21 protein-coding genes are annotated in these 26,971 nt (G+C 49.8%); 14 read left to right on the top strand and 7 right to left on the bottom strand.

The window, feature by feature from the left end; translation table 11 throughout:
• Positions 1-21: 21 nt before the first annotated feature.
• From AC2D8L_RS07825 to AC2D8L_RS07805, 5 genes are all read left to right on the top strand, one after another.
• Positions 22-981, top strand: a complete 960-nt coding sequence (locus tag AC2D8L_RS07825; protein WP_484684881.1) for an ABC transporter ATP-binding protein — start codon at positions 22-24, stop codon at positions 979-981.
• Positions 981-1,925, top strand: a complete 945-nt coding sequence (locus AC2D8L_RS07820) for an ABC transporter ATP-binding protein (RefSeq protein WP_484684880.1) — start codon at positions 981-983, stop codon at positions 1,923-1,925. The genes AC2D8L_RS07825 and AC2D8L_RS07820 overlap by 1 nt, the downstream gene beginning before the upstream one ends.
• On the top strand, positions 1,907-2,923 hold the full coding sequence (locus AC2D8L_RS07815; RefSeq protein WP_484684879.1) for a serine hydrolase domain-containing protein: 1,017 nt from the start codon (positions 1,907-1,909) through the stop codon (positions 2,921-2,923). Before AC2D8L_RS07820 ends, AC2D8L_RS07815 begins: the two co-directional genes overlap by 19 nt.
• 10 nt (positions 2,924-2,933) lie before the next feature.
• A complete protein-coding gene (locus AC2D8L_RS07810; RefSeq protein ID WP_484684878.1) occupies positions 2,934-4,049 on the top strand; it encodes an anhydro-N-acetylmuramic acid kinase in 1,116 nt (371 codons plus the stop codon).
• Between the two features lie 332 nt (positions 4,050-4,381).
• The gene (locus tag AC2D8L_RS07805) at positions 4,382-6,427 is read left to right on the top strand and encodes a HAMP domain-containing methyl-accepting chemotaxis protein (RefSeq protein WP_484684877.1); all 2,046 of its coding nucleotides are present in this window, start codon (positions 4,382-4,384) and stop codon (positions 6,425-6,427) included.
• Positions 6,428-6,494: 67 nt separating this feature from the next.
• Here the strand turns inward: AC2D8L_RS07805 and dld are convergent, their stop codons facing one another.
• The 7 genes from dld to AC2D8L_RS07770 form a co-directional block, all read right to left on the bottom strand.
• The gene (gene dld, locus AC2D8L_RS07800) at positions 6,495-8,183 is read right to left on the bottom strand and encodes a D-lactate dehydrogenase (protein WP_484684876.1); all 1,689 of its coding nucleotides are present in this window, start codon (positions 8,181-8,183) and stop codon (positions 6,495-6,497) included.
• Complete coding sequence (locus AC2D8L_RS07795) at positions 8,180-9,259, bottom strand: serine hydrolase domain-containing protein (protein WP_484684875.1); 1,080 nt, start codon at positions 9,257-9,259, stop codon at positions 8,180-8,182. The genes dld and AC2D8L_RS07795 overlap by 4 nt, the downstream gene beginning before the upstream one ends.
• 7 nt (positions 9,260-9,266) lie before the next feature.
• Positions 9,267-10,100 (bottom strand): carbohydrate ABC transporter permease, encoded by an 834-nt coding sequence (locus tag AC2D8L_RS07790; RefSeq protein ID WP_484684874.1) that lies wholly within the window; start codon positions 10,098-10,100, stop codon positions 9,267-9,269.
• 9 nt (positions 10,101-10,109) lie between these two features.
• Positions 10,110-11,072, bottom strand: coding sequence for a carbohydrate ABC transporter permease (locus tag AC2D8L_RS07785; RefSeq protein WP_484684873.1), 963 nt, complete (start codon positions 11,070-11,072; stop codon positions 10,110-10,112).
• Positions 11,073-12,164 carry an ABC transporter ATP-binding protein gene (locus AC2D8L_RS07780; protein WP_484684872.1) on the bottom strand — a complete coding sequence of 364 codons (1,092 nt, stop codon included), beginning with the start codon at positions 12,162-12,164 and terminating at the stop codon, positions 11,073-11,075.
• A 117-nt stretch (positions 12,165-12,281) separates the two neighbouring features.
• Positions 12,282-13,505, bottom strand: coding sequence for an extracellular solute-binding protein (locus AC2D8L_RS07775; protein WP_484684871.1), 1,224 nt, complete (start codon positions 13,503-13,505; stop codon positions 12,282-12,284).
• Between the two features lie 228 nt (positions 13,506-13,733).
• On the bottom strand, positions 13,734-14,585 hold the full coding sequence (locus tag AC2D8L_RS07770) for a MurR/RpiR family transcriptional regulator (protein WP_484684870.1): 852 nt from the start codon (positions 14,583-14,585) through the stop codon (positions 13,734-13,736).
• A gap of 108 nt (positions 14,586-14,693) precedes the next feature.
• Between AC2D8L_RS07770 and murQ the strand changes: the two genes are divergently transcribed.
• The 9 genes from murQ (at position 14,694) to AC2D8L_RS07725 (ending at position 26,807) form a co-directional block, all read left to right on the top strand.
• Complete coding sequence (gene murQ, locus AC2D8L_RS07765) at positions 14,694-15,662, top strand: N-acetylmuramic acid 6-phosphate etherase (RefSeq protein WP_484684869.1); 969 nt, start codon at positions 14,694-14,696, stop codon at positions 15,660-15,662.
• The gene (locus AC2D8L_RS07760) at positions 15,652-16,533 is read left to right on the top strand and encodes a glucosamine kinase nucleotide-binding domain-containing protein (protein WP_484684868.1); all 882 of its coding nucleotides are present in this window, start codon (positions 15,652-15,654) and stop codon (positions 16,531-16,533) included. The genes murQ and AC2D8L_RS07760 overlap by 11 nt, the downstream gene beginning before the upstream one ends.
• 139 nt (positions 16,534-16,672) lie before the next feature.
• Positions 16,673-17,563 (top strand): siderophore ABC transporter substrate-binding protein, encoded by an 891-nt coding sequence (locus tag AC2D8L_RS07755; RefSeq protein WP_484684867.1) that lies wholly within the window; start codon positions 16,673-16,675, stop codon positions 17,561-17,563.
• A gap of 1 nt (position 17,564) precedes the next feature.
• Entirely contained in the window at positions 17,565-18,524 is a 960-nt protein-coding gene (locus tag AC2D8L_RS07750; RefSeq protein WP_484684866.1) for an ABC transporter permease, read from the top strand.
• Positions 18,499-19,458, top strand: coding sequence for an iron chelate uptake ABC transporter family permease subunit (locus tag AC2D8L_RS07745; protein ID WP_484684865.1), 960 nt, complete (start codon positions 18,499-18,501; stop codon positions 19,456-19,458). The genes AC2D8L_RS07750 and AC2D8L_RS07745 overlap by 26 nt, the downstream gene beginning before the upstream one ends.
• Positions 19,455-20,207: an iron ABC transporter ATP-binding protein gene (locus AC2D8L_RS07740; protein ID WP_484684864.1), complete on the top strand. Its 753-nt coding sequence runs from the start codon at positions 19,455-19,457 to the stop codon at positions 20,205-20,207. Before AC2D8L_RS07745 ends, AC2D8L_RS07740 begins: the two co-directional genes overlap by 4 nt.
• 118 nt (positions 20,208-20,325) lie before the next feature.
• Positions 20,326-22,215, top strand: coding sequence for an autotransporter assembly complex protein TamA (locus AC2D8L_RS07735; protein WP_484684863.1), 1,890 nt, complete (start codon positions 20,326-20,328; stop codon positions 22,213-22,215).
• Between the two features lie 29 nt (positions 22,216-22,244).
• A complete protein-coding gene (locus AC2D8L_RS07730) occupies positions 22,245-26,429 on the top strand; it encodes a translocation/assembly module TamB domain-containing protein (protein WP_484684862.1) in 4,185 nt (1,394 codons plus the stop codon).
• A 30-nt stretch (positions 26,430-26,459) separates the two neighbouring features.
• The gene (locus AC2D8L_RS07725; RefSeq protein ID WP_484684861.1) at positions 26,460-26,807 is read left to right on the top strand and encodes a YigZ family protein; all 348 of its coding nucleotides are present in this window, start codon (positions 26,460-26,462) and stop codon (positions 26,805-26,807) included.
• Positions 26,808-26,971 lie beyond the last annotated feature (164 nt).

The following is a 26,971-nucleotide window of genomic DNA, read 5'->3' as shown; positions in this document are numbered from 1 at the left end:
CGCAGGCGTGCGAATTGGGAGATGAGTTTGGCTCAAGCACCGCTTCTAACCATTGACGATCTTTGCATCGACATTGGCTCCCGACCCGTAATTGAAGGCGTGTCCCTTTCCGTTAATCCGGGCGAAATGCTTGGTTTGGTTGGCGAATCTGGTTGCGGCAAATCCGTTACGGCTTTGGCGATCGCGCGGCTGCTGGATGAACCACCAATGTATATTCGAAAAGGTGCCATTCGATTTGCGGGTGAGGACATTTTGTCCAAGTCCGAAACGGAACTAGAAGCATTACGCGGCAACCGAATTGCCATGATTTTTCAAGAACCTATGACCTCGCTCAACCCGGTTTTTACCATTGGCGACCAAATCGCCGAGGTAATTTTGCTGCATCGCGGGACCGATAAAGAGGCGGCAGCAAAACGCACAATCGAGCTATTGGAGCGCGTCGGCATTCCTGCGCCAGAGCAGGCGGCGATGAAATTTCCGCACCAAATGTCAGGCGGACAAAGGCAACGTGCGATGATCGCCATTGCATTGGCATGTGATCCGGAATTGTTGATTGCGGATGAACCCACGACTGCCCTTGATGTCACGGTACAAGCGCAAATCTTAGAACTGATCGAAGATCTGCGTCGTGAATTGGGCATGGCGGTTCTGCTGATCACCCATGATCTGGGCGTCGTTTCGCAATATTGTGCGCGGGTTGCTGTTATGTATGGCGGTCGGGTGGTTGAAGAAGCGCCTGCCGATCAACTTTTTGCTCAACCGCGGCATCGATACACAGAAGCATTGTTGAAAACCATTCCCGCGGCGAACCCGCCCGGCACCGACTTGCCTGCAATACCCGGCACCGTGCCACCGCCCGGTGCGCGGCCAACGGGTTGTGCGTTTCACCCGAGATGCACGGCAGCAATCGACGTTTGCAAAACAGCGATGCCCGAACTCACCCACGAAACCCATAAATTGCGCTGCTGGAACCCCGTTTAATGGCCTTGCTTGAAGTCAAAAACCTATCAAAAACATTTTCAGGCCCAAAGGGCGCGACCGTGCAAGCTGTGTCCGACGTGTCGTTCAACGTGGCAGACGGTGAAGTGCTGGGTGTTGTCGGCGAATCTGGGTGCGGGAAATCCACCTTAGGGCGTTCTATTCTGCGACTGATCGAGCCAAGTGCAGGTGAAGTTGTTGTTGAAGGGCGAGATATTGTTGGGATTAGCCGTAAAGAACTCAAAGACATCCGCCGTGACTTGCAAATCATATTTCAAGACCCGTTCGGCTCCCTCAACCCGCGCCATAAAGTAGGTAAACTGATCGGCGAGCCGCTCGATGTTCATAAAATCGGTACGCGTGCAGAACGATTAGAGAAGGTCAAAGAACTATTGGATATTGTCGGCTTGCCGCAAAACTCCATTGATCGATTTCCGCATGAATTCTCCGGTGGACAACGGCAGCGGATCGCTATTGCTCGCGCTCTGGCGCTCGACCCAAAACTGATTGTTGCGGACGAAGCCGTTTCAGCGCTGGATGTGTCCATTCAAAGCCAAATCATCAACTTGATCGCAAGCTTGCAAAAACGCCTCGGCCTATCGATCATTTTCATCAGCCATGATCTCTCGGTGATTCGGCATGTGAGTGATCGGATTGCGATCATGTATTTAGGGCGCATTGTTGAATTGGGTGAAACTGAAGAAGTGATGGCGAACCCTCAACATCCCTACACAAAGTCGCTTTTGTCCGCCATTCCGCGAGTAGGCGAGAAGCGCAGCCGAACCAACTTGGGTGGCGAAGTGCCTGACCCTTCCAATCCGCCTACGGGATGTGCTTTTCACACCCGTTGTCCCAATGTGATGGATATATGCTCGTCAATTCGACCTGAACTGGGCGTCGGAGATGTTGGTCAAAAAGGGCAGGTGGCATGTCACCTCTTTGCGTAATGACGAGCGTTGCAGGGATCGTTGAAAACGCGTTTAGGCCGGTTTCGGATGCGATCCAATCGGGGCGAATTCCTGGGGCCGTTTTGGGTGTGGTGGGTGCAGATGGCAATCGAGCTATCCACTTTGAAGGTCGGGCGCAAACTGTGCCAATTGAACGTTCAATGAAGGCCGACACCTGGTTTGACTTGGCTTCCCTAACCAAGGTGATTTTTACAACGCCAAAAATTATCTCGCTGGCGATTGATGGTCATGTGGATTTGGACGCACCATTGACCAGCCTATTGCCCGACCTCCGGCAGTATGACGCAAATGCGTGGGAACGAAAGGTGACATTTCGCCAATGTTTGGGTCATCAAACGCCATTTCCGGCGGTCGAGCCTATTTACACCTATGGTCGCGACCCTGATTTGCTGCGCAGCTTCATATTGCAACGGGAGTGGCGGCATGGATCGCCGGTTTACTCAGACATCAATTTCATCTTGCTTGGATTTGCCTTGGAGCGCCTTTATGGATGCGCTATTCGTGAAATAGAACCACCATCCGGGTTTGCTTTCAAAGCTGATCCAGCGAAAAGCGCGGCAACTGAGGACTGTACTTGGCGACACAAAGTAATGTGCGGCGAGGTCCATGACGATAATTGTTACGCATTAGAAGGCGCAGGTCATGCTGGCCTGTTCGGCACAGCCGATGCGGTGCTCGATTTCGCGGCAGGGCTTCTGAACAACGTTGATAGTCCGGCTGTGAAATTGATGCGGTCTCCATTGTCTGAAACATGCGCACATGGTTTTGAACGCGCGCATATCGGTTGGTCTGGTGGGGACAAATGTTCACCAAATGTAATTGGTCATACAGGTTTTACCGGCACCGGCTTATGGGTTGATTTTGATGCTGGGCTGAGTTGGACATTACTGACCAATCGCATTCACCCAACTCGGCATTTTAACTCTGACATTGCGCAATTGCGCCGCTCGGTCGGCGATCTCATAACTGGCTCATAAGGAATACAATATGTCTTCAATTTGGTCCGTAGGCCTGATGACTGGCACAGTGCTGGACGGCAATATCGATGTGGCCTTAATCCGCACGGATGGCGAAGATGTTGCCGAGTTTGGCCCTTATACGTTGGCGCCTTATGCAGATGAGATCAACATGTTGCTTGCCCAAGCACTCGCCGAGGCGCGCGACTGGAACTTTGAAGGTGCGGAGCCGGAAATTTTCGCCAAAGTAGAGGCGATGCTGACCGACGCTCAATCTGAAGCCGTTCGAGAGCAAGTCGAAAATGCAGGCATGCAAATGTCAGAGATTGGGGCTGTTGGATTTCATGGCCAAACCGTGCTCCACAGGGCACCGCAACCAGACCGTTTAGGGCAAACCAGGCAGCTCGGCGATGGCGCGCGAATGCATGGAGCGCTTGGGCTACCAATCGTCTATGATTTCCGCACAGCTGACATGAAAGCGGGTGGGCAGGGCGCTCCACTTTCTGCGATTTATCACTCAGCATTGCTGCGCGGCATCAATGCAAGTGGAGATGTCGCCGTTTTAAATTTGGGCGGGGTTGCCAATATCTCTTGGACGGACGGCGCTGACCAGCTGATTGCTTTTGATACTGGCCCAGCAAATGCACCCACAAACGATTTTATGAAAGCTCGGGGTCTTGGGGAGATGGATTTGGACGGGGCATTGGCTCTTTCCGGACATGTTGATGAGCAAAGGCTCAACCAGTTGCTTCAGCATCCCTATTTAAACGCAGCCTATCCGAAGTCGCTTGACCGTTTTGATTTTGGTACTGAAATGGCAGATGGACTAAGTGATGCGGATGGTGCCGCAACCCTAGCTGCATTTACAGCCGGTGCTGTGGATAAAGCGCTTAACCTTTTACCGTCGCGCCCAACGCGATTGGTGGTTTGCGGTGGCGGGCGCAAAAACCCGGCTATGATGAAAGCGCTTAGGGACCGAACCGGCTGCATGGTTGAGTTCGCAGAAGACCACGGATGGCGTGGTGATGCAGTGGAAGCTGAATGTTTCGCGCTGCTGGCCGTTCGAACTTTGCGCGGGCTGCCGATCAGTTTTCCTACGACAACCGGCGCGCCAAGACCATTGCTTGGCGGCCGTTTGGTGAAATAGCCGCGTTATGTGCTAAGTTGCGACGCAATTGCCGCTTGTACTGATGATATTTCACTTCAACCGTCAGTACGCCCTTGGAAACAAACACCTTTCACTCACTAGGTATTTCCACCCACATTATCCGTTACTGGGGCTTAACCTAAAACCCTCAAACATATTGCAGGGTAATCGGCCAGGCTTATGACCGAAATCCATATGTTTATGTTGGTGGCCGATCACATCAATCTGATGGGTTTAGTCCACAAAAGTATATTGAAGCGTTGATGGCCGTTTTGCGCACCAAAACGCACATCCAAAATTTTTGATTTTTCCATTTTAGAAAGCTGTCGATCATGAAAAATACGGAACAAAAGACAGGTGGCGGTTTCAACAACCCACTCAAAAACATGCGTGTGGGGGTTAAAATTGGATTGGGGTCGGCAACGATTTTAGTCTTTTTGGTGATCGTCGCAGCGTTCGGATATTTTGGACTTTCAGGTGCGAACGAGAATTTTAAGCAATATCGCAGCTATGCCCTGCAAACGAACCAGTTAGGCCGCATTCAGGCAAATCTTTTGACCGCACGACTGAATGCAAAAGACTTCATTTTGAAAAACTCCGAAGAAGCGGCGAAAAAAGTGCAGGATCGGCTGATCGCTACAGAAAACTTAATTACTGAGGGGACAAGCCTGTTCACCCGCGAAGAAGCACTTGCTGCAATGGCGGAGGAATACAATCAAGTTGTGACCTATCAGAACGCCTTTGTTGAGGTAACCGAACTGGTGCGACAGCGCAATGCACTGGTCGATCAAATGAACCTTGTTGGCCCACAAGCCGAAAAAGACTTGTCTGCAATTATGAAAAGCGCGTTTTCTGACTCAGATGCCACCGCCAGTTATTTGGCGGGCGTGGACCTGCGCAGCTTGCTGTTAGCGCGCCTTTATGCAAATCGGTTCTTGGTCGACAACACTGCAGCGAGTGCGGAGCGTGCGAAGTTGGAGCTGGCTGAGTTCAAACGTTTGGCGCAATCCATGTTGGCTGAGCTGCAAAACCCGACAAGGCGCAAACTTGCAAATGCTGTACTCGAGGCTGCACAAATATATGAAACAACTTTTGATAAGACGGTTGCGATCATAAACGAGCGGAACGACATCATCCAAAATACGTTGGACAAAATTGGACCCGCTGTCGCCGCCGAAATGGAGCACCTTAAGCTTGAAAACAAGTCATTGCAGGACGAACTTGGTCCACGGGCAACGCAGGAAATTAATACGACGGTTGTGACAACAGCAATTGTTTCCGTCCTTGCTTTGATATTGGGCGCGTTGTTGGCCTTTGTAACAGGCCGCGCGATTTCAGGGCCAATCGTAAAAATGACAGAGACCATGAAGGTTGTTGCAGATGGGGACATGTCGGTAGAAATTCCTGCACGCGACCGGAGCGACGAAATCGGCAACATGGCACGCGCTGTTGAAGTGTTTAAGCAAAATGGCATTGAACGCGCGCGATTGGAAAAAGAAAGTGCGGCCGAAGCGATGTCCAGAAATGCACGCCAGACAACCATCGAAGAGCTGATCGCTCAGTTTAGAGGTTCGGTTACAGCGACATTGGATGTTGTTGCCAACAATACTTCTGAAATGAGTGCAACGGCTAACTCCTTGACAACAATCGCTAATAGCACTTCAACTCAAACGAACGACGCCGCCGGTGCATCGCAGATGGCATCGGAAAATGTTCAGGCTGTTGCAGCTGCGGCGGAAGAACTTGCGGCCTCTATCGAAGAAATCTCTCGTCAAGTATCCAAAACAAACGTGCTGGTAAGCGAAGCAAACACCGCGGCCAATGCGTCCAATGAGAAGGTCGAAAATCTCGCATCCGCGGCGCAAAAGATCGGCGATGTGATCTCGCTCATTCAGGATATTGCTGAGCAAACCAACCTCCTGGCGCTGAACACTTCCATTGAAGCAGCGCGTGCGGGAGAGGCGGGCAAAGGATTTGCGGTTGTTGCCACAGAGGTTAAGTCTTTGGCCAATCAAACCGCGACCGCTACGGTCGAGATATCAAACCAAATTGCCGATATACAAGAATCCACCGGGGATGCGGTATCTGCAATTCAAGAAATTGTGCGCACCATGGCTGAAGTAAATTCATTCACAGCCTCCATTGCCACTGCTGCAGAAGAGCAGGGCGCGGCCACCGCCGAAATTGCCCAGGCTGTTTCTCAAGCGGCTGATGGCACAAAACAAGTTGTTGGCTCCCTAGATGTCGTATCGGCCTCTGTGAGTGAAACCAACGCGGGCGCAGAACAAGTTCTCACGGCGTCAGAAGATGTTTCAAAACAGTCTCATGTGCTAAAAGGAACCGTTGATAAATTCCTTGACGAAGTCGCCGCAGCCTAAGTTCCACATCCATTGGAAAAGGGTGCCTCAACCGGGCGCCCTTTTTTTTGCTCATATGCCGACAATTTCAGTCTGAAGAAGCATAGTTCTTGCGTTTCGACATTTTGCCTATGCCGGGATTAAGTGTGTTGGTTGGGTCAATTTTTTTGTAAAACTCGGCAAGATCAGGCTTCGCAACATATTGGTGGCCGACATTGTGTTCGGCGGGGTATTCAGCGCCCCGTTCATCTAAGAGTGCAAGCATTGCTTCTTTGATCGCAGCCGGGTCTTCGCCTTTTTTGACAATATAGTCTTGGTGCAGCACATGGCACATGAAATGACCGTAATAGAGACGGTGATGAAGTTTGTCAGCGATTTCTGCCGGAAGCTTTTCAAACCAATCTGACATGTTTCGGGGTAGCGCGATGTCCAATGCCAACACGTCTTCGACCTCTTCCCGATGAACTGCAGCATATCGAATGGCTGCGCCCGCAGCTGCGAACCGATTTAAGCTGGCTAGCTGAGCTTCTCGTTCCCCGCATTCGAAAAAGGCCGCGTCTTTGCCAGAGAGAATTTCGGGTAAACGTTGTGCAGCTTCGTCTATTCCAGCGTCAGCCATTTTGAGGATAAGGTGATGTTCAAATTGATCACGGAACTTTGCCAATCTCCTTGGCATCACATTACCCCATAACCCACTGAGCGTTTGCATAAACTTGTCCGTGAAGCCGCGTGCAATAGGCAACTTGTTGAGCCGAGAGTCGATCGCGCCTTTTAAGGCAAAAAATGTGGGCAATTTGTCGGTGCCCAGCTTGTCGATCATCACCACCGTGTCCTTGCCGTACTTTTGAGCGACGTCAAAACAATCCCGATGCATATATTCGGCGCTGACTGGGAGGTATTTGAATTCGGAAAGGATTGACTGGCGAAGATTTGAAAGGTCTGCCGGGTCGTTCGTGCCGACATAGAACGTTTTTTGACGCTTGTAGTTCTGAAATGTGTCCAACCTCACGGCAAACACGGCGAGTTTGCCGCCGCAACCCGAACTTTCGTGCAGGCATCGTTTGTCGGCGTTGAAACGCGAGGGAGTTGGCGCGGAAATGTCGCGAACGATTTCAGGATATTTGGTGTCAGAAGCGTTTTTATTGCTTGGCAGGACGGTGTTGGAAAAGTTGCCCGTTTCGGCATTTGATAGTACTTCTTCGGGGCTGCAACCCAAGTCGATGCCAAGTTGATTGACCAATTCCAAAGTGCCGTTCTCATTCACTTGTGCGTATAGGCTCATCTCGGTATAAGCCGGTCCACGTTCGACCAATGCGCCGCCGGAATTGTTGCACACCCCGCCAATAATTGATGCGCCGATGCAAGATGAACCGATAACTGAATGCGGTTGCCGGTCCAATGGTTTTAGCAATTTCTCTAGCTCAAACAACGAAGCGCCGGGCAGGGCTAGAATTTGCTCGCCATTGTTCAATGTGTGAATTGTCCGGATTCTTTGCGTGTTGATTAGCACCACATCGCGCTCATACTGCCCATCGGGCGTTGACCCGCCAGTTAGTCCAGTGTTGGCAGCTTGAAAAATGACCGCCTTTCCATTTTCGACACACAGTTTCAACGCATTCCACATTTCCACAAGGGAACCGGGGCGCACGACAGCAATTGCTTGGCCTTTTCCAGATCTAAAGCCGGTCACAAAGCGACGGGTCGAAGCTTTGCTGGTTAAAACATGACGTTTTCCAACGACATTTCTAAGCTGTTTGATCAATTCTTGATTATTCACTTTTTAGCCCACGCAAGAAAAGGTTGGTCATGTTCATTGTTGTGAGTGCCAAGTGTACAAAGTTCGTGTCTGGCGACAAGGCCATGTAGCTGTGATCTGAACTGCTTCATCTTGGGAATATTTTCACGATGAGAAAAGAATGTTCGGTTGCTCAATGCGATCACAATGAGTTTTGACTTGGGTTCAATCCAAAGCGATGTGCCCGTGAACCCAGTGTGTCCAATTGAGCCAATGGGAAATTCGGGGCCGCAACTACAATCATCATCCTTTGAGGTTTTGAGTTCCCAGCCTAACGTTCGTGCCGCGAGCGGGTGCGCATTGCCATTTTCGAATGAACGTGGGTCTTGTTCGTTGAGCAACGAAACTGCAAACTTGTGCAAGTCGTGTGCTGTAGAAAAAAGTCCTGCATTTCCTACCCTACCACCAAGCACGCGAGCAGTGCTGTCATGCACAACACCGGCCGACGAATGCTGATTTGTTGTCGGTACAAAAAGGGGAGCGTCCATACCTTTTTTTGACGGCGCAAATTGCGTATCTGTTAGGTTCATTGGGGCAGCAACACACTGTTTGAAAGCGCGATCAAGGGGCATCTTCAAAACGTGCTCGATGACATAGCCCAGCAATATGTAGCCAATACAGGAATATACCATTTGGATGCCTGGCCTTTGGATTGGCGTCGCATTCATCAGGAGTTGTCGGGCGGCAACTGGGTCATTTGTCATTTTGGCCAAAGGCATATCTGCGGGAAGGCCTGATGTATGAAATGCGAGCTGACGAAGCGTGATGGATTCTTTGTCGTCTCCAACAAATTCAGGAAAATAGCGGGACAATCTATCATCCAAGGATACAGCGCCATTTTTTGTCATGTGGCGAAGAAGAGTTGCGGTTGCCATGGGTTTAGTGATGGATGCGATGTCGAAAATAGAGTCAAATTTTAGCGCGTTGCCATCATTCGCCGGGTTGCCCCACACCCCGTGCGCTATCGGGTATCTGCCTTTGGCCACCAAGATCTCAATCGCCGGGAAAGTCTTCTCGGCGATAGCCTTTTGCACGAGCTTATCGAGGTCATCCAGCATCCGACCGCTATTTGATCGCGCCGGCAGTCATGCCAGCAATGAAGCGTTTTGACTGGACGATGAAAATCACCATGATTGGCAACGCCGCAAGCGTTAGACCCGCATATAGAACCCCGTAATTGACGGAATATTCGCCAAAGAATGAAGTAAGCCCTTGCGCAATTGTGCGCCATTCTGGTGATTGAATGAAAATCAACGGGAAGAAGAAATCATTCCAAATAGGGACCGCATTATAGATGCCAGCAATAACCATTGCGGGGGTGATAAGGGGCACCATAATTTCAACCATAATGCGGAATTCGCTAGCGCCATCCATGCGCGCACTGTCTTCAAGTTCAGAAGGGAGAGAACGCAGGAAACCTGTCATAATGAACACGGTCGCAGGCAATGACATGGCGGTGTAAATGCAGATAAGGCCAATGAGATTATCCACCAATCCTAACGCTTTGAGTTGGATGAAAAGGGGGATGATCGCAAGGCGTAAGGGCAGCATTAAGCCGCTTAAAAAGAAAAGCGAAACCATAATGTTGCCACGAAACTTATAGCGAGATATCGCGTATGCCGCCATCGTTCCAATCACCAACAAAAACAACACGGAAACACCAGTTACAATTGTCGAGTTCAAGAAATAGCGCGGTACATCAGTTTCGTTCCAAATGACCGCGAAATTGTCGAGGTTAAAACTGCTTGGCAATGAGAACGGTGCGGAGAATATCTCGTTGTTGGTCTTAAATGCTGATAGCGCCATCATGATGATGGGGTAAAGCATGATGAGCGCGTTGAAGCCCAAAAATATGTGCATCAACCATGTGCCGAAATCGCCTGACTTTTTCTGTATCATGATCCGCCCCTAACTCAATTCAACTTCGCGACTGGTCAAGTACCGGGTCGCAATGGTTGAGAAGGTGAAAATGAAAATGAAGATCAGAACCGCGAGTGCAGAACCGGTACCAAAATCTGAGTTACCTGCGCTAACCGAGCCAAAGGCCGTCCGATAAAACAATAGGCCCAACATGTCGGTGGAATAGGCAGGAGAGCCTTCTAGCCCACCCATAATATAGGGGATTTCAAACCAGTTGAACGAACCGATAAACGTCAAAACGACAATGATGGTGACCGCAGGCGCCATAAGGGGCCAAATGATGTCGCGCGCAATGTTCCATTCGTTTGCGCCGTCCAAACGAGCAGCCTCGATTAGGTCTTTCGGAATGCGATGAATGGCAGCCAAGAACACTAGGGTTGGGAAGCCCACCCAATGCCACGCATTTACGATGAGCATGGAGCCCAATGCAGTTTCTGGCAGTCCAAGCCAAGGCAATGCCCAGCTATCGAGCTGCACCATGCGCAAGAACGTGTTCACAAGGCCAAATATCGGGTTCAGGAACAATTTCCATTGAAAGCCGATAATCACAGTGGAGAGTATTACGGGGAGGAAAAAGGCGACTTGATAAAACCGGTATCCCTTAGGTTCACGTGCGAGCAGCAGCGCCAAAACTAAGGCCAATCCGTTTTGCACAATCATCAATGTGACAAACACTTTGATGTTGTTGAAAAATGCGTTGAACAAGAACTTGTTGTTTTGCGGGTTGAAAAGAACCTCTGAAAAATTGGCAAGACCGACGAATTCGCCACGGACAAGTCCGTCCCAGTCATAGACAGAATACCAGATCGCTGACGCCATGGGCAAAAAGACAAATGTCGCTAATATGGCTACGGCGGGGAACAGCAAGAACGCGATCCATAATTGCCGCAGTCTTTTGCGCCGTTTGATGGCGTTCTGGAAATCGATGTCAGTAACATTGGCCATATTCATTTACCCGCCAATCTTAATGCGCTGCTCGTCAGGGCCAAATAGATGGCTTTCGGAAACTTTAAAACTGACTTGGATGTTTTCGCCGGACTTAACTTCTAAATCGCCAAGGTGATGCACGACGATGTCTTCGCCAGCTTCAGTCTTGAGGTAAATGTAAGTCTGCGCCCCAAGGCGTTCGACAGTACTAGCGGCACCAGAAAACGTGCCATCCCCAGATGCCGTCGGTGATAGATCTTCAGGGCGCACGCCTAAGTTTACGTTGTCGTTTGCTTTTAGCGAGCCTGAAGCAGCTTTGAATTTAAACTCCACGCCGTTCGCTAGCCGGACATGGTGTTGATCGCCATCAATCTTTTTCACGTTTCCCGGGAAAAAATTCATTGCAGGCGAGCCAATGAACCCTGCCACAAATTTGTTCGCTGGTTTCTTGAAAAGTTCAAGGGGTGGGCCAACTTGTTCGATGTTGCCAGCGCGCAAGACGACAATTTTGTCTGCCATTGTCATGGCTTCCACTTGATCGTGGGTGACGTAAATCATCGTTGTTTTAAGTTGTTGGTGCAAATTTGTTAGCTCAATCCGCATCTGAACGCGAAGCTTCGCATCTAGATTGGAGAGCGGTTCGTCGAAAAGGAAAACCCGAGGATCGCGAACAATGGCCCGTCCAATGGCGACCCGTTGACGTTGCCCGCCGGACAGCGCTTTGGGTTTGCGGTCCAGCAATTCAGTTAGCTGCAAGATTTCCGCTGCGGCTCTTACCTTTTCTTCGATGAATGCTTTGCTTTTTTTGGCGACGCGCAAGGCGTAAGACATGTTTTCATAAACAGTCATATGTGGGTAGAGCGCGTAAGATTGAAACACCATTGCCAAACCACGCTTGGCTGGCGGTAAATGGTCGATCCGTTCGCCGTCAATATAGATTTCGCCTGAAGTCTGTTCTTCCAATCCAGACAAAAGGCGCAGAAGGGTGGATTTTCCGCAGCCTGATGGGCCCACAAAAACAACGAATTCGTTGCCCTCGATTACGAGATCAGCACCATGAATTACTTTTACATCACCAAATTGTTTGGCTACGCCGCGCAGTTCAATTTGAGCCATTTTGTTGTCCTGAATACGGGGAATTGCATTTGTATGATGAAGGTATTTTATTCGGTTGTAGGCCCTTTGGGGCAGGGAGTTGAGCCCCAAAGGGTGCCAGATTAAGCCGGGATTTGCTTATTCGGCGCTCTTGATGCCATCACTAATGTCTTTAGCAACTTCGGCTGCAGACTTTTTGCCAGTGAATAGTTCCTGCAATCCGTTCTGCAACAATGTAGAGCCAGTAGGTTTGTTGAAGCGGAAAGCCACAAGCATGATGTATGGCGTAGCTTCAGCATGGAAGGCTGACACTTTTGCAAGCAATGGATCAGAAATGTTTGCGCCGTCGACAGCTGGTACGTTTGCCAATTTATCGGACAACATTTGCGCGAACGGCTGAGTGGCTGTGAACTGGATGAACTTAAGTGCAGCATCTTTACTTTCAGATGAAGCATTCACGCCATAGCCACCGTCAAGCCAAGTCGCAACCATACGCGAACCGCCTGCAGTTGCAGAAGGACCCGCCATGATGTCGAAGTTTACGCCGCTATCTTTAAATCCAGGAATTTCCCAAGAACCACCAACAAACATTGCAGCTTGGCCAGCAGTGAAGAGTTGTTTCATGGTCGCATAATCAACACCCTCAAAACCAACTGGCATGTAAGCTTTAAGCTCTGCTAGCTTTTCCAAAGCCCCAACATAACGGGCATCTTCAAAATTTGCCGCGCCAGATGTTGCTTCACCAAAGAATTCCTTGCCATAAAAGTTTGGCATGAATGCACCTGACATAACTTCAGCAGTCCATGCATCTGCAATACCGTTTGCGAGCGGCGTTACGCCGTTTTGCTTGAACGTTTCTGCAGCTGCTTTGAACTCGTCCCAAGTGGAGGGAAGTTCAACACCATGTTTTTCAAAGAGATCTTTGTTGTAATAAACAAGTACTGTTTGGGACGCGAATGGGACAGCATATACATGTCCGTCTGCACGCAATGTTGTACCAAGCAACTCATTAGCGCTTAGTGCAGACAGATCGATTTGACCGTCCAGCGGCTCCAGGTAACCCGGTGCAGCGATTGCCTCCAATGATCCATATGAACGCGTGTGCATAATGTCTGGGCCAGCGCCGCCCGCCAATGCAGTCGTTAGGATTGTGTTGTAGGCTGTTGCCTCGTGGGCCGTGAAAGTGACTTTGATATCTGGGTTTTGTTCCTCAAAAGCTGCGATGATCTGGTTGTAGGCCTTCACATCTTCTTGGCGCCATGACCAGAAATCTAATTGTGTTTGAGCCAGTGCGGTGCCTGCATAGGCCAACGTGGCTGCGCCGAGCACGGCTGATGTAGCAAGTCTTTTAAGATTGTTCATTTTGTTCCCTCCCTAGAAAAACATTTTTGGCGTTTGGCCAATGAATAGGTTCGAAGAGCAACATTTTTAGCGCCAACATCAGCGGCGAATGCACATGATCAAAGTCATGTTCAAATAGCTAATCGCTGGATGAGGGCCTATTCCTCTGCTAAGGAATATAAAATTCTCAAAATCTCATGTCAATAATAAAAAATCACTAAATCAGCACTTGTGAATAATTTAGTCATTCTATCGAAGCTGGTTTACAACATCTTGGCTATCTTGAATTTTCCCTGCCATGTCTGCTTCTTTTTGAGCGAACAGAATAAACAGCAAGTCGGTAATTGCCAGTTGGGCGGTTCTGGTTGCAATTGAAGATGACCGTACAAGGTTTTCACTGGCCACGCATTTGAGCGCCAATTCATTTTTGGCAATGCTCTTGGAGGTGTTCGGGCCGGTTAGGTTCAAAATAGGGATGCCGTGTTGTCGGGCATAGTCTGCCGCCACCAGCAATTCTTTGGTGTTTCCGGAATATGAAATTAGGATCAACAAATCATCGCCATCAAAGCGCGCAAGATTTGCCAAATGGACATGGGCGTCGCCGCCCGAAATTACAGCTTTACCTAACTTCGTGAGTTTGGAAGCGAAATCGCTGCTGACAAGCGCCGAACCACCAACGCCCAATATTATGATGCGATTTGCAGAAATCAGTTTCTCGACCGCGATGCCAAAATCGCCCGGTGAGTTTAGTTTTAGGGTTTCAGAAAGTGCCGCTACTTTGCTGTTATACATCTTCTGGGCAACTGCGTTCAGCGGATCGTCGCTGAAAATATCACCATGAATTTGCTCCGCACCCTGTGTTCGAGCAATCTCTGCGCTCAACGCAATTTTGAGGGCTGGGAAGCCGGGCAGGCCGATTTTTTTGCAGAACTTAATGATACTCGATTGGCTAACGCCACACCTTTTGGCCAACGTTTGAGACGTCATGGTCGTCACCAGCGTAGGGTCCTCTAAAATCCCCTGGGCAATTCTGCGTTCATTCTGTGACAAATCCTCAAGATTTGCGCTCAGCTTTGCGATAAGGTTTTGAGCACTTTGCATTTAGTCGGCATTTCCTTTAGTTGGCGTCTCGCACCAATATCATAAAAAAAGTCGGATAAAGAATTTTAAATTCTTGACGACGCCTAATTGGGAATACATAATTCCAACATGACGGCTGACCATAACAAAATCGCTGAAGATAATCTATTACGTTTGTCTTCCACCCTAATGGGCTTAACTTCTGAAGGCACAAATGCGCGCTCAGAAAGGCTGGACGAGATGTCCGCGCTCGAAATTGCGCAATTGATGAATGCCGAGGATAAGGCAGTTGCTTTGGCAGTTGAGCAGGTGCTTGAACCCATTGGCATGGCCATAGAAGCGGCGAAATCTTCGCTGAATGCCGGCGGCCGAATTATTTATGTAGGTGCTGGAACCAGCGGCCGGTTAGGCGTATTAGACGCATCAGAAATTCCACCGACATTCTCCGCACCTCCGGAACTTTTTCACGCCATCATTGCGGGCGGTACTGACGCCATTTTTCAGGCCCAAGAGGGAATTGAAGATGATGTGGAACGCGGTGCCTCTGATATCGAAGGCGCAAACGTAAGCGAGAATGATCTGGTTATTGGTCTTGCTGCTTCTGGGCGCACACCCTACGTCATCGCAGCTTTAAACTATGCAACCAAAATGGGCGCCACGACTGTTGGCATATCCTGCAACGCAGACAGCCCGCTTGAAGACGCCTCTCAAATTTCGATTACACCGCTGGTCGGCCCTGAAATTTTGGCGGGATCAACAAGGTTAAAGTCCGGCACGGCGCAAAAGATGGTGCTCAATATGATTTCCACCGGGGCGATGGTTCGCTCTGGGAAATGCTTTGGTAATCGCATGGTGGACCTTAATGTCACCAACGAGAAGCTGCGGGCGCGTGCTGTAAATCTTGTTCGTGAATTGACTTCCGCGTCAAAAACGAAATCTCTGGACGCGCTTAGAGCTGCCGATTGGGATGTAAAAGTCGCAATATTGATTTGCGAAACCGGAGCTGATGCCCAACAATCCAAAGCGATGTTGGATAGTGTTGGCGGTCATTTGCGTGCCGCGCTGAACAAGACGAGTGAAATTGGCAATGGCGAATGAAGAAATATGCTTGTTGCTCATTGATGGCGGCGGCAGTGGGTCACGCGCACGGCTTTGCACCTTAGACGGCGAGATACTCGGCGTTGCAAAAGGCAGCTCAGCGAACATTTGCACCAACCTCAATCAGACTATTGAAAATCTGGTCGAACTTAAACGCGCAACCTATGCCGCAGCAGGGCGCGACTTTAATTTGAGCACGCAGGATTTTGCGTTGATCGGATTAGCCGGCGCTGGGGCAAGCAAACCATCTGACCTCGAAAAGCTGCGAGCTTCAATGGGGCAAAAGCAAACACATGTCGCAACGGATATTGAACTAACGGTCGCATCAGCCTTGGGTGAACATGACGGCGTTGTCGCCATGTTGGGGACCGGTTCGTTTCTTGTGCGGCAACAGGCTGGTAAATTACAACGCGTTGGTGGTTGGGGTTTTGAATTAGGTGATGAATGTGGCGGCGCATGGTTGGGGCGCGAGCTGCTTAAAGACACGATAAAGGCATATGATGGCCTGTTCGATCACTCTCCTTTAACGCGAAACACGCTTGCCAACTTTGGCGGCTCGCCCCATCAAATGATTGAATTTGCACGCAAATCAGTTGCATCAGATTTTGCAAAGCTGGCACCACAGATTGTGGCGGCATATGACGAGCAGGATGTTGTGGCGCGGCAAATCATTGCCCGAGCGACAACCATATTGAGCGACATGATTGGCCCTGCGCGAGAGATTGTAGAGAAACGGTTTTGTTTGGTTGGCGGGCTTGGACCAATCTACCAAAAATGGATGCCGAGGGAATATCAGGACATTTGTTGTTCCCCACAAGGCAGTGCGCTCGATGGTGCATACGTGCTGGCGAAAAAACGCTTCGTAGGTTGAGCTCTAAGGCAAATTTGAGCGTGTATCTTTTTATATGATTATAATAATCATATTAATACTAGACACCCATCACCTATTGCGATAAGTCCTCGGCGTGTCGCAACAATTCACATTGTAAAAATTCCTCGCGGAGATCGAAATGCTACGCTCACTTCTCTGTGCTGCGGCACTTTTTGCCACGCCTGCTTTGGCGCAAACAGTCACAATCAAAACATATGCCGGCGACGTCCAAGTTTCCAAAAGCCCTTCAATTGTTGCTGCTTATGACGTGGCTGCAATTGATACATTAGACGCGCTTGGTGTAACCGTCACCGGTGTCGTTCGCCCACATTTTGTGCCCTATCTAGACGATGTCATCGCTAACGGAACGTCTGTCGGTTCATTCTTTGAGCCCGATTTTGAAGCGCTTGCCGCTCTTAATGCTGACCTTGTCGTCAGCGGTGGCCGCGCATCAAAACACATAGAAGCATTCTCGAAAATAGTGCCGGCAATCGACATGACCATTTGGGAAGATACGGTTGGACAAGGTCTGGAACGGCTTGAAGCATATGGTGAGATTTTTGGCAAAGAAGCGGAAGCTGCCGCGCTCGCCAACGAATTTAACGCCAAAATTGCGGACGTAAAAGCTGTTCTCACAGGCAAGGGTAAAGCCCTGATTTTGATGACCAACGGTCCCAAGATTTCAGCCTATGGTGCACAAGGCCGATTTGGATGGCTTCACAAAAATCTCGATCTTGAAGAAGCGGTAGCGAGTGTTGAGCAATCAACGCATGGCGAAGCGGCAAGCTTTGAATTTGTGAAAGACACAAACCCTGACATTTTGATTGTGATCGATCGACTTGCAGCGATTGGCAAAGATGGTGATAGCGCGAAAAAGACCCTTGATAATCCACTTGTTCAAGAAACCAACGCTTGGAAAAGCGGCCAGGTCATCTATTTGAGTTCTGCGCCTCTATACATTGCTGGCGGCGGTATCCAGTCTATGAATATCACACTGGACGAAATCAAAGCGACAATGTCAGGCAACTAAGATGACACGCTGGGCGGCAAACATATTGGCGCTTTTTGCGCTCATCGTGATTGCAGCAATATCTATGTTGGTTGGCGTTATCGAATTGGATTTCGCCAACCTATTCCATGCTGAAGAACTGCAACTTCTCATGGTTAGCCGACTGCCACGTACGCTCGCCGCGCTTATCACGGGAAGCGCATTGGCGGTTTGTGGCACAATTATCCAATCGCTCGTGCGTAACAAATTCGTCGAACCGATGACCGCAGGCACCGGGCAGGGTGCTATGTTGGGCATTCTAGTTGCGGTCCTTGTGTTCCCTTCTTCATCTCTATTTGTTCAAATCCTAATTGCATCAACTTGCGCTCTGCTCTCCAGCATCGGCCTGATGGTCATCGCGGCCAAATTGCCTCCTACCAAGCCCTTATATGTGGCGCTGGTTGGTTTGATCTACGGTGGCATCATCGGCGCTGGTGTTGCATTTTTCGCCTACCAGGCAGACCTGCTCCAATATTTGGAAATTTGGACGACCGGCGAATTCTCAGGCATCTTGCAGGGTCGCTACGAAACCCTTTGGCTTGCAGCAATTGCGGCTGCCTTGGCATATTTCGTCGCCGATCAATTTGCGATTGTCAGCATGGGGCGTTCAACCGCCATCAGTCTTGGCCTAAACTATAATCAAGTCGTTATTTTGGGGTTGGTGATCATATCAATAGTCACCGCCCTCACTGTTGTTACCGTCGGTGCAATCCCCTTTGTTGGGCTTGTCATTCCAAATATCGTTTCACGCCTTTTTGGCGACAATGTTCGAGCCACATTGCCCATCACTGCTTTTGCAGGCGGCGCGATGGTACTGGTATGCGACATTATCGGACGACTTGTTCGTTACCCGTTTGAAATACCCGTGGGTACGATCATGGGCGTTGTGGGCGCTCTCATTTTCCTTTGGGTTTTGTATGCGCGAGATCGCCATGCCGGTTAAGCGTCTTATCTTTCTTTTCGCGCTCTTGCTCATCTGTTGTGTTCTTTATATGAGCATTGGTGCACGTGGAAATTGGAGTTTTGTACTACCGTTTCGCGGTGCAAAGCTTGTAGTACTCGTCATGGTCGCAATCGCGGTTTCCACCTCAACATTATTGTTTCAGACCATTGCTCAAAACCGCATTCTCACCCCGTCGATTATGGGGTTTGATAGTCTTTACATATTGATCATCACCATGATGGTGTTTTTTCTTGGCGGGCAAAACTTCATCGCAATCGGCCCGCACCTGCTTTTCCTGATCAACACGACTGTTCTACTTGTTGCCTCAACTCTTCTGTTTGGCACACTGCTGTTCGAGTGCGGAAAAGATCTGACTCGGATGATCCTGACCGGTGTGATCTTAGGCGTCCTGTTCCGCGCGTTGAGTAGCTTTGCTGTCCGTCTTATCGATCCTAATGAGTACGCTCATATTCAGGTGAATTCCTACGCCCGGTTCAATCAGTTTGATTTAGATCTGCTCTATATGGGCGCAGCCGCCATTCTGGTCTGCTTGATATTTGTGTGGACCATCCGAAAACGATTGGATGTCGTTGCGTTGGGGCATGACGTAGCCGTCAGCTTGGGTGAAAATGTCCGCCAGATTCAACTTATCGCGCTGGCCGTTATTGCAATTCTTGTTTCGGTGTCGACTGCGCTTGTTGGCCCTGTCGCATTTCTGGGGTTGCTCGTTGTTTCAATTGCGCACCTTGTCACGCCAAGTCCATTCCACAGCACCTTGCTCATATCGTCAGGTTTGATCTCGGCAATTGTTCTTGTTGGTGGGCAAACAATAATCGAGCGCATCTTCGGGCTGAGCGCCCCACTTTCCATCATTATTGATTTTGTCGGCGGCATCATATTTTTGGCGCTGCTTCTAAACAGGTTGAAAAAATGATCAGCATCAAAGATGTAACACACAGGCTGGGCAATCAAAACATTCTCAACGATTTGAGCTTGCAGATCCCAAAGGGCAAAATCACAGCACTGGTTGGCGCAAATGGTGCGGGTAAGTCGACATTGCTGTCGCTGATCGCACGGCTGATGCCCATGCAACAGGGCGAAATTTGGGTCGATGATTTAAATGTTGGTCACTGCCCGAATGACGAATTGGCCAAAAAACTGTCGATCTTGCCCCAATCCATTCAACTTGAACCTAGATTGACGGTGCGCGAGTTGATCAGTTTCGGGCGCTATCCACATTCAAAAGGCAGGATGGGCAAAGAGGACTGGCAAAAGGTCGATGAGGCAATAATGGTTCTAAACCTCACAGACCTTGCAGATAGACACTTGGAAACCCTGTCCGGTGGCCAACGCCAGCGTGCATATATCGGCATGTCGTTCGCTCAAGACACATCATATATGCTTTTGGATGAACCATTGAACAATATGGATATTGCCGCGTCGCGCTCGCTCATGGGTGTTTTGCGCGACCTATGTGAGCGCCACGACCGTACAATTGTGATTGTGTTGCATGACATCAATTACGCCAGCAGCTACGCGGACAATGTGGTTGCAATGGCGAACGGAAAAATTGATCAAGCCGGCACGCCAATGGATGTGGTTACACCTGACTTTTTGTCTCGCATTTATGGCACTACAGCAAACGTGCATATTCTTGATGGGCGCCCATTTGTGCAGGTCTAAATTGGAGAATTGCCATTTAACATAATTGTCGGTTCCGTTTTTGAACAAGTAATATCTTTGTGCTACAAAGAGCCCGTCCTGGACTGGATATGGTCTAAATGTATGGAGTTGCACCAAGTTGTCCAAAATCGCGCGCCTTTCAACTGCTTGGATGTTCGGGCTGGTCTTAGGCCTGTCCAGCACATCGTTTGCTTCAGGCTTTGAGCTTTTTGGGTTTAAATTTGGCGGTTCAGATGCAGCCCAAACCGCGCCAATTGATGTAAATGGCAACTACGTAGCCTATTCGGCGACACTGAAAACAGATAACGCGGGCCTGAGCGAAACCATTGCCAACGCCTCGCTGCTGATCGCAGATCAAGCAACGCCACCCGAAGACACAATTGCATTGATTACGCGCGCGCGCGTTGACCAAAAACGCATTTTGGCTGCTCTATATGCACAAGCTCATTACGGTGCGTTGCTGGATATTCGCATTGCTGGCCAATCAATTGATGATGTGCCGCTGGATAAAGATTTTTCTGGCCAACTGGTTGAAGTGACAATCAATGTTGATGCTGGTGCTACGTTTGTATTTTCCCAACCCAACGCGACATTAAACGGCTCGCCGCTGAGTGTTTCCAAATATAGTATTGTGCAGGGGCAGCCTGCAAAATCTGATCTAATTCTGTCCGCACAACAGACAATTTTGGATGAATGGCGCAATCAGGGTTATCCATTTGCGGCGCTGGAAAATAGAACAATTCAGGCGGACCATTCTACAAATCAGCTCGATGTCACCTTGCAGTTCGCTACCGGATCAATCGCTTATATTGGCGAAATCACAGTCGACGGCGCTGCTGATGTCAAAGAACAAACGATTTTGCAGGTCGCCGACCTCAAGTCCGGCACAATCTATGACCCAGATGCTTTGAAGCGCTCGACCCGTCAGTTGCAGGCACTGGGTGTGTTCAACAGTGTTGTCATAAAGCCAAGTGAGAACGCGCGAGATGGTGACCAGCTTGATTTGGTGATAGAGGTCAGCGAACGTAAACCGCGCACCATTGGCGTTGGCGTCACCGCAGGCAACCTTGAAGGGCTTGGCATTGAGGCATTTTGGGTGCACCGCAACCTTTTTGGCGGAGCGGAAAAGCTTCATGCTGAAGCATCGGTTGGCCGGATCGGCCAAGGCGGTATCAACGATTTAGATGCGGATACCGCACTCGTATTTTTCAAACCAAATGCATTTGGCCCAAAAACCAGTTTTGAGGGTAAGATTTCGTTGGGCGTTGAAAATTCCAATGCTTTCAAAAAATATGGCGGCAAAGTTGAAGCTAGCCTTTCAAATCAGCTGCGCGAAGAGCTAACGCTAAAGGGCGGATTAGCTGCAGAATACGCGGTTGTCACCGACGAGAACGCGACGATCAATTCGTCAATCGTCTCCGCGCCGTTTGAACTGATCTGGGACAATCGCGATAACGCCTTGGACCCAACAGAAGGCATACATGCGACCTTGTTGGCTGAACCGACATACGCGTTTAACTCACAAGCAAGTTTTGTCAAAGCGTCGGCGAGCGCCAGCACATATTATAGTTTTGACGAGGAAAAGAAGTTCGTTTTGGCTGGCCGTGTCGCTGCAGGCAGCATCTTTGGAACGTCAATAAATAACGTGCCGGTTGATCGCCGCTTTTACGCTGGCGGGGCAGGTTCCATTCGCGGATACGCATATCGCGCGGCAGGTCCGACAACGATAAATGGTAACCCAGCAGGCGGCATGTCGTTTGTCGAGGCTTCAGTTGAAGCGCGGTATAAAGTGAACGATCAAATCGGCATAGTCGGGTTTGTTGATACTGGCGCTGCCTTTACTTCTAACGTGCCGGGGCAAGGCGGAACGCTATACACAGGCGTTGGCGCTGGCGTTCGATATCTGACGCCGTTGGGGCCAATTCGTGCCGATATTGCATTCCCGTTGAATAATGTTTCCGGCCAACCCAATTATGCCCTATATTTCGGGATAGGTCAGGCATTCTAGGTCCTGATTCTTGAACGAAGGTAAGCTCTATGCCGCGTAAGGCAAATTGGCTGCTGCGGGCAGCACTCCTTGCTTCTTCTTTGCTAGCGCTGCTTTTGTTGTGCGTGACCCTTTTGGCAATGACAGGCCCCGGCCGATCTGTAACCGCAAATTTGGTTAGCCAAATCGCAAGTTCACCAAGCCAATCAATTCAAGTTTCCGGCCTTAACCAAGTTCTAGGCAACCGATTGGTCCTGCAAAAACTAACGCTTTCAGATAAAAACGGTGTTTGGGCAGAAATCAACGATATTGACATTGGTTATAGTTTTGGGGCGCTTATCGGCCGCAATGTTGACCTCTCGAAAGCGCGAATTGCTTCAATTGAAATATTCCGCCTGCCCAGTGCCGGTTCAAATTCTCCACCGTCTGCGCAAGAAACTGGTCCGTTTCAACTTTTGCCTGCGCCGCTGCAAAGTCTTTCACTTGCGGAACTCAATATCGGCGAAATTAAGTTTGCCAAACAAGTTTTTGGCGCACCGAAACGCCTTCAAGTTGCGGGGAGCCTGACGGCGAATAATGCACCATTGCAAACGGGGGGCAGCCTCAACGTTATCGACCTGGATGCCAACTCCCAGATGGCTTCTGCGATTTGGAATGTAGATCCGAGCAGTGACAATTTGGCGGCGCAGATTTCGTTTTCCGAAGATGCAGATGGATTGCTGGCACGTCTGTTGGATGTGCCTGGATTTCCGGCATTGCAAGTGGAATTGGCGACCAGCGGGCCGCTTTCAGCGCTTGCGGGTGAGTTGAGCGTTGCGCTGAACAATCAACAAACGGTTCGAGGAAAATTGCTGCTGGCATCGGGCGAGGCACAGCAAAAACTGACGGTTGACTTGAACGGACAATTAGCACCGCTCCTGCCAGACCAGTTGGTCCCGTTTGTTGCCGGAGGTTCAAAACTTGCGTTCAGCGCGACGCGGGACGCCGACGGATCTGTTCAGCTGCAACAAGCGACATTCAACTCTGCGTTGACGACAGCTCAACTGCAAGGCGCTTACAATGCAGTCAGTGATGAACTGAAATTCAAACTTGAGGGTGCGTTCAGCGAAGAGGGCACTGAAGTCGCCTTTGGGCGAGAAGGCAGCGACGAGCAATTTCGCCTCGGTAACATTGGCGTACGCGCCAATATGGATGGTTCACTACAGAGCGCCAATCTAGACGTTGAAGCCGTGCTGGGCAGTTTCGCCCAAGGTGCAATCGAGTTAGGCAATTCATCGTTCGCCCTAGAAGGAAACGATCTTGATCTCCTCGGGCGTGTTGGCGGCCTGTCTGTCAAATCAAATGTTGAAAATCTAAAGACCGGCATTGCGCAGATTGATGAACTGCTGTTGGGCCAATTGTCCATGCGGTCCGACTTGAATATCGCAGACCAACAGCTCGCTCTCAACACGGCGTCCATTAGTGGAAGCAATTTTTCCATTCAAAGCGCAGGCGACTATAATTTAAGCAATGCCAATGCAAATCTTACATTAGATGCCGCGATCAACCCGGGCGCTGGCGGCATTTACAGACAACTCTTCGCGGCAAACGGTGGAAAGCTTTCCGCTCAATTGCTTAGCGATGGCGTGAAGCACGAAGTGCGTTCACTAACGAGTGAAAGTGACAACCTAAATGCCTCGTTTAGCGGCAGCTTGGATCAGAACGGTATCAACCTAACCGGAGATGCTTCCCTTGCTGATCTAAGCACGTTTGATGCGACACTTGTTGGCGCAATCAATTTGCAAATTGTCGCCTCCGGCCACATGGACAATCCCAAAACGCAAGTCGATTTGCGAGGCCAGAACATCAGCGTTGCTGGGGAGCCAATTGAGGACGTAACCGGCGAGATATCGGGTCTGTTGCAAGAGGGCATAAATGTCGCTTTGTCCGGCATTTTTCGAAACGAGAAAGTCAGCGCTTCTGCCACTTATGCCGCCAATGACAATGGGTCGCACAATTTGAGTGATTTGTCAGTTGTCGCACCAGCGACGAAAGTCGAGGGACAATTGGCAATCCAGGTTTCGGGTATGGCCAATGGCCAATTACAGTTCTCGCAAACTGATCTGAGCCAGATTTCCCCGCTGCTGCTCCAAGATGGGCTTGCAGGCTCTGTGAAAGGGGCAATGCAGCTTTCAGGTGAAGGAGGGCAACAGTCCGCCCAACTGCAACTCACTGCCCCTTCGCTCGACGTGCAAGGCACAGAAATAGCAGCGTTGAATGTCAATCTGTCGGCAACTGACCTGCTGGGCGATGGACTGCTCGACGGCAGGGTGAGCGTTGGTAAGATTAATGCGGCCGGTGAAAATGTTAGCGACATCCAAGCACAAATATTTGGCCCGCTGTCCAACCTCGCGATTGGATTAGGTGCCAATTATGGCGGAGCGCCCGTTGTCGTAAATGCAACATTGCAGAATGCGGGCGGAGACACTTCTCTGAACATTGATGACCTCAAGCTGAGTTACAAGTCTTTGCCCATAAACTTGCGTCGCCCCGGCAAAATCGAAATCGCAAATGGCAACATGCAGGTCAGCTTTCCTGCAATTGGCTTCGGCTCCGGCACGGCCTCGGTTTCAGGAAGTATCGCTGAATCGCTTGATTTAGACATTTCAGCCGAGGGCATATCGGTGGCTGAGCTCGACAATATCGCTAAGTCAGGACAGGCCGCACAGGGCACCTTGGCTGCGAACGTGACTTTATCGGGTGCGGCGTCAGCCCCGACTGCCAACTATCAATATTCGCTCCGAGGTGCATCCGCTTCCGCTGCGCGCGCAAACAAGCTTGCACCTTTGAATATTGAAGGGTCGGGGACATTTCAAAATGGTCGCCTTTCTGTTGCAACTACGCTTTCAGGTGGGGCAACTGCGCAGGTCCGTGGAGACGTAAACTTAAACGCTCAATCCATCAATCTTGGCGTGTCGGGTAACTTGCCATTTGCCTATATCGCCCAACCTTTGTCACGCGCTGGACTTCTGTTATCGGGGGCCGCATCCATCCAAGCGCAAGTCTCAGGTTCGTTTGGCGCACCGCGTTTCAACGGGGTTGTCCAAACCCAAGGCGCACGGTTGCAAGAAGTGGCTTCAAAATTATCGTTGAGTAGCATTTCCGGCACGATTGAATTGAACAATGATCGCGCAATTGTGAAAGAACTGTCGGGCGACGTTGTGTCCGGTGGGCGGGTCACCATTCGCGGCAACACTTCATTGGTTGCTGCTGATGGATTGAACAGCGACTTTGATATCAATCTGAACAGTGTAAAATATGATGATGGCCTTGTTGCAACAACAATGAATGCGGCGTTGAAATTGTCAGGCCCCATCGCGCGCGGAGGCGTCGTCAGTGGTTCTGTTACTATTGACCAAGCCAATATCAGCATACCTGAAAATTTGCCAAATGCGGTTTCGCCGGTTGATGTGACCCACAAGGCTGCCTCCAGCCTGGTGAACAGGCAAGCTCAGGAATTGGCGCCAGCCAGCAGTGATGGCGGCTCAGGATCTTCAATTCGATTGAACATCGATGTAAATGCACCTCGACGGATCTATGTTCGTGGACGTGGGTTGGATGCAGAACTCGGCGGTCGCATCAAGATTGGTGGTACAACGTCAAACCCTAATGTGACCGGGCAAATCGGCCTGCAACGGGGTAAATTGGAGCTGCTCACCAAACGATTCGATTTTGACACCGGGCAGGTTGCGTTCGCTGGCCCTCTTGATCCCACGTTGAACTTTAGAGCAAACACGCGAGATGGCAGTTCCATCTATTCCATACTGGTGCAGGGTTACGCGTCGGAGCCGGAGTTTTTATTCAGCTCGTCACCGTCACTTCCACAGGACGAAATCATCGCCAACATATTCTTTGGTAAAAGCTTGAGCAGCCTTTCGGCCCTGCAAATTGCACAATTGGCGAATGCGATTGCCACCTTGAACGGTTCGAACTCAGGTCCCGGCCTGCTGGATCGATTGCGCGACCTGGCTGGCGTTGACAATATCGATGTTAAATCGAACGAAACTGGTGGTACGGTGGTTGGCATTGGCGGATATCTCAATGATCGAACCTATGTGAACGTGGAAAAAGGTTCAGGGGCCGAAGACGACAAAATCACCATTGATCTAGAGATTACGGATAGTCTGAAGGCCCGAGGCGAGACTTCTGGCGACGGCAATACAAAAGCTGGCATTTTCTTTGAACAAGATTATTGATCTGCATGTTTTGGAACGAGAAAGCTCGCCATGAGGATCATTGAAAACATCATTTCAGATCGCGGTTCGAAATACGCAGTCTCCGGTGCTGAATGTCATTCCGCAGCGGACGCAAAAATCCTTCTCAAGGCTTTGAAGAAAAATAAGAAATTTGCCAAAGCGACCCACAATAGTTGGGGTGTTTTATGCACCGATGGCGGCATAAAGAATGATGATGGCGAAAGCGGTGCGGGCATGATTATTTTGCGCATGTTGGAACGTGAAAAGGTCAACAATCATCTGGTGGTTGTAACACGCTGGTATGGCGGGAAACATTTGGGCGGCGACCGGTTCCGTCATGTACAAGAAGCTGTGCGTATCTATTTGGCTGAAATGTAGTTATTGCTTGCGCGCCACAATGAGCATTGACTCCTAAAGTATAAATAAAATTTAGACTTCAAATTTTAGGCACTTGCAAAACAATCCTAAATGTCATTAGTATTTATGTATACGTACTAATATATACGTATCAGAATATGTATTATATTGAATAAATATTTTAG

This window comes from Maritalea sp. YIW29, assembly GCF_057219265.1.
The sequence above is the reverse complement of the archived record's forward strand: the minus strand, read 5'-3'. Positions and strand labels throughout refer to the sequence as shown.

Bases quoted from the DNA above. Each gene is read 5' to 3' on its own strand.
- AC2D8L_RS07790 (WP_484684874.1), bottom strand. From the start codon at position 10,100: ATGATACAGAAAAAGTCAGGCGATTTCGGCACATGGTTGATGCACATA.
- AC2D8L_RS07745 (WP_484684865.1), top strand. From the start codon at position 18,499: ATGCGCGAGATCGCCATGCCGGTTAAGCGTCTTATCTTTCTTTTCGCG.
- AC2D8L_RS07805 (WP_484684877.1), top strand. From the start codon at position 4,382: ATGAAAAATACGGAACAAAAGACAGGTGGCGGTTTCAACAACCCACTC.
- AC2D8L_RS07750 (WP_484684866.1), top strand. From the start codon at position 17,565: ATGACACGCTGGGCGGCAAACATATTGGCGCTTTTTGCGCTCATCGTG.
- AC2D8L_RS07785 (WP_484684873.1), bottom strand. From the start codon at position 11,072: ATGAATATGGCCAATGTTACTGACATCGATTTCCAGAACGCCATCAAA.
- AC2D8L_RS07725 (WP_484684861.1), top strand. From the start codon at position 26,460: ATGAGGATCATTGAAAACATCATTTCAGATCGCGGTTCGAAATACGCA.
- AC2D8L_RS07825 (WP_484684881.1), top strand. From the start codon at position 22: ATGAGTTTGGCTCAAGCACCGCTTCTAACCATTGACGATCTTTGCATC.
- AC2D8L_RS07740 (WP_484684864.1), top strand. From the start codon at position 19,455: ATGATCAGCATCAAAGATGTAACACACAGGCTGGGCAATCAAAACATT.
- AC2D8L_RS07820 (WP_484684880.1), top strand. From the start codon at position 981: ATGGCCTTGCTTGAAGTCAAAAACCTATCAAAAACATTTTCAGGCCCA.
- AC2D8L_RS07775 (WP_484684871.1), bottom strand. From the start codon at position 13,505: ATGAACAATCTTAAAAGACTTGCTACATCAGCCGTGCTCGGCGCAGCC.
- AC2D8L_RS07815 (WP_484684879.1), top strand. From the start codon at position 1,907: ATGTCACCTCTTTGCGTAATGACGAGCGTTGCAGGGATCGTTGAAAAC.
- AC2D8L_RS07810 (WP_484684878.1), top strand. From the start codon at position 2,934: ATGTCTTCAATTTGGTCCGTAGGCCTGATGACTGGCACAGTGCTGGAC.
- AC2D8L_RS07730 (WP_484684862.1), top strand. From the start codon at position 22,245: ATGCCGCGTAAGGCAAATTGGCTGCTGCGGGCAGCACTCCTTGCTTCT.
- AC2D8L_RS07795 (WP_484684875.1), bottom strand. From the start codon at position 9,259: ATGCTGGATGACCTCGATAAGCTCGTGCAAAAGGCTATCGCCGAGAAG.
- AC2D8L_RS07755 (WP_484684867.1), top strand. From the start codon at position 16,673: ATGCTACGCTCACTTCTCTGTGCTGCGGCACTTTTTGCCACGCCTGCT.
- AC2D8L_RS07760 (WP_484684868.1), top strand. From the start codon at position 15,652: ATGGCGAATGAAGAAATATGCTTGTTGCTCATTGATGGCGGCGGCAGT.
- AC2D8L_RS07780 (WP_484684872.1), bottom strand. From the start codon at position 12,164: ATGGCTCAAATTGAACTGCGCGGCGTAGCCAAACAATTTGGTGATGTA.
- murQ (WP_484684869.1), top strand. From the start codon at position 14,694: ATGACGGCTGACCATAACAAAATCGCTGAAGATAATCTATTACGTTTG.
- AC2D8L_RS07770 (WP_484684870.1), bottom strand. From the start codon at position 14,585: ATGCAAAGTGCTCAAAACCTTATCGCAAAGCTGAGCGCAAATCTTGAG.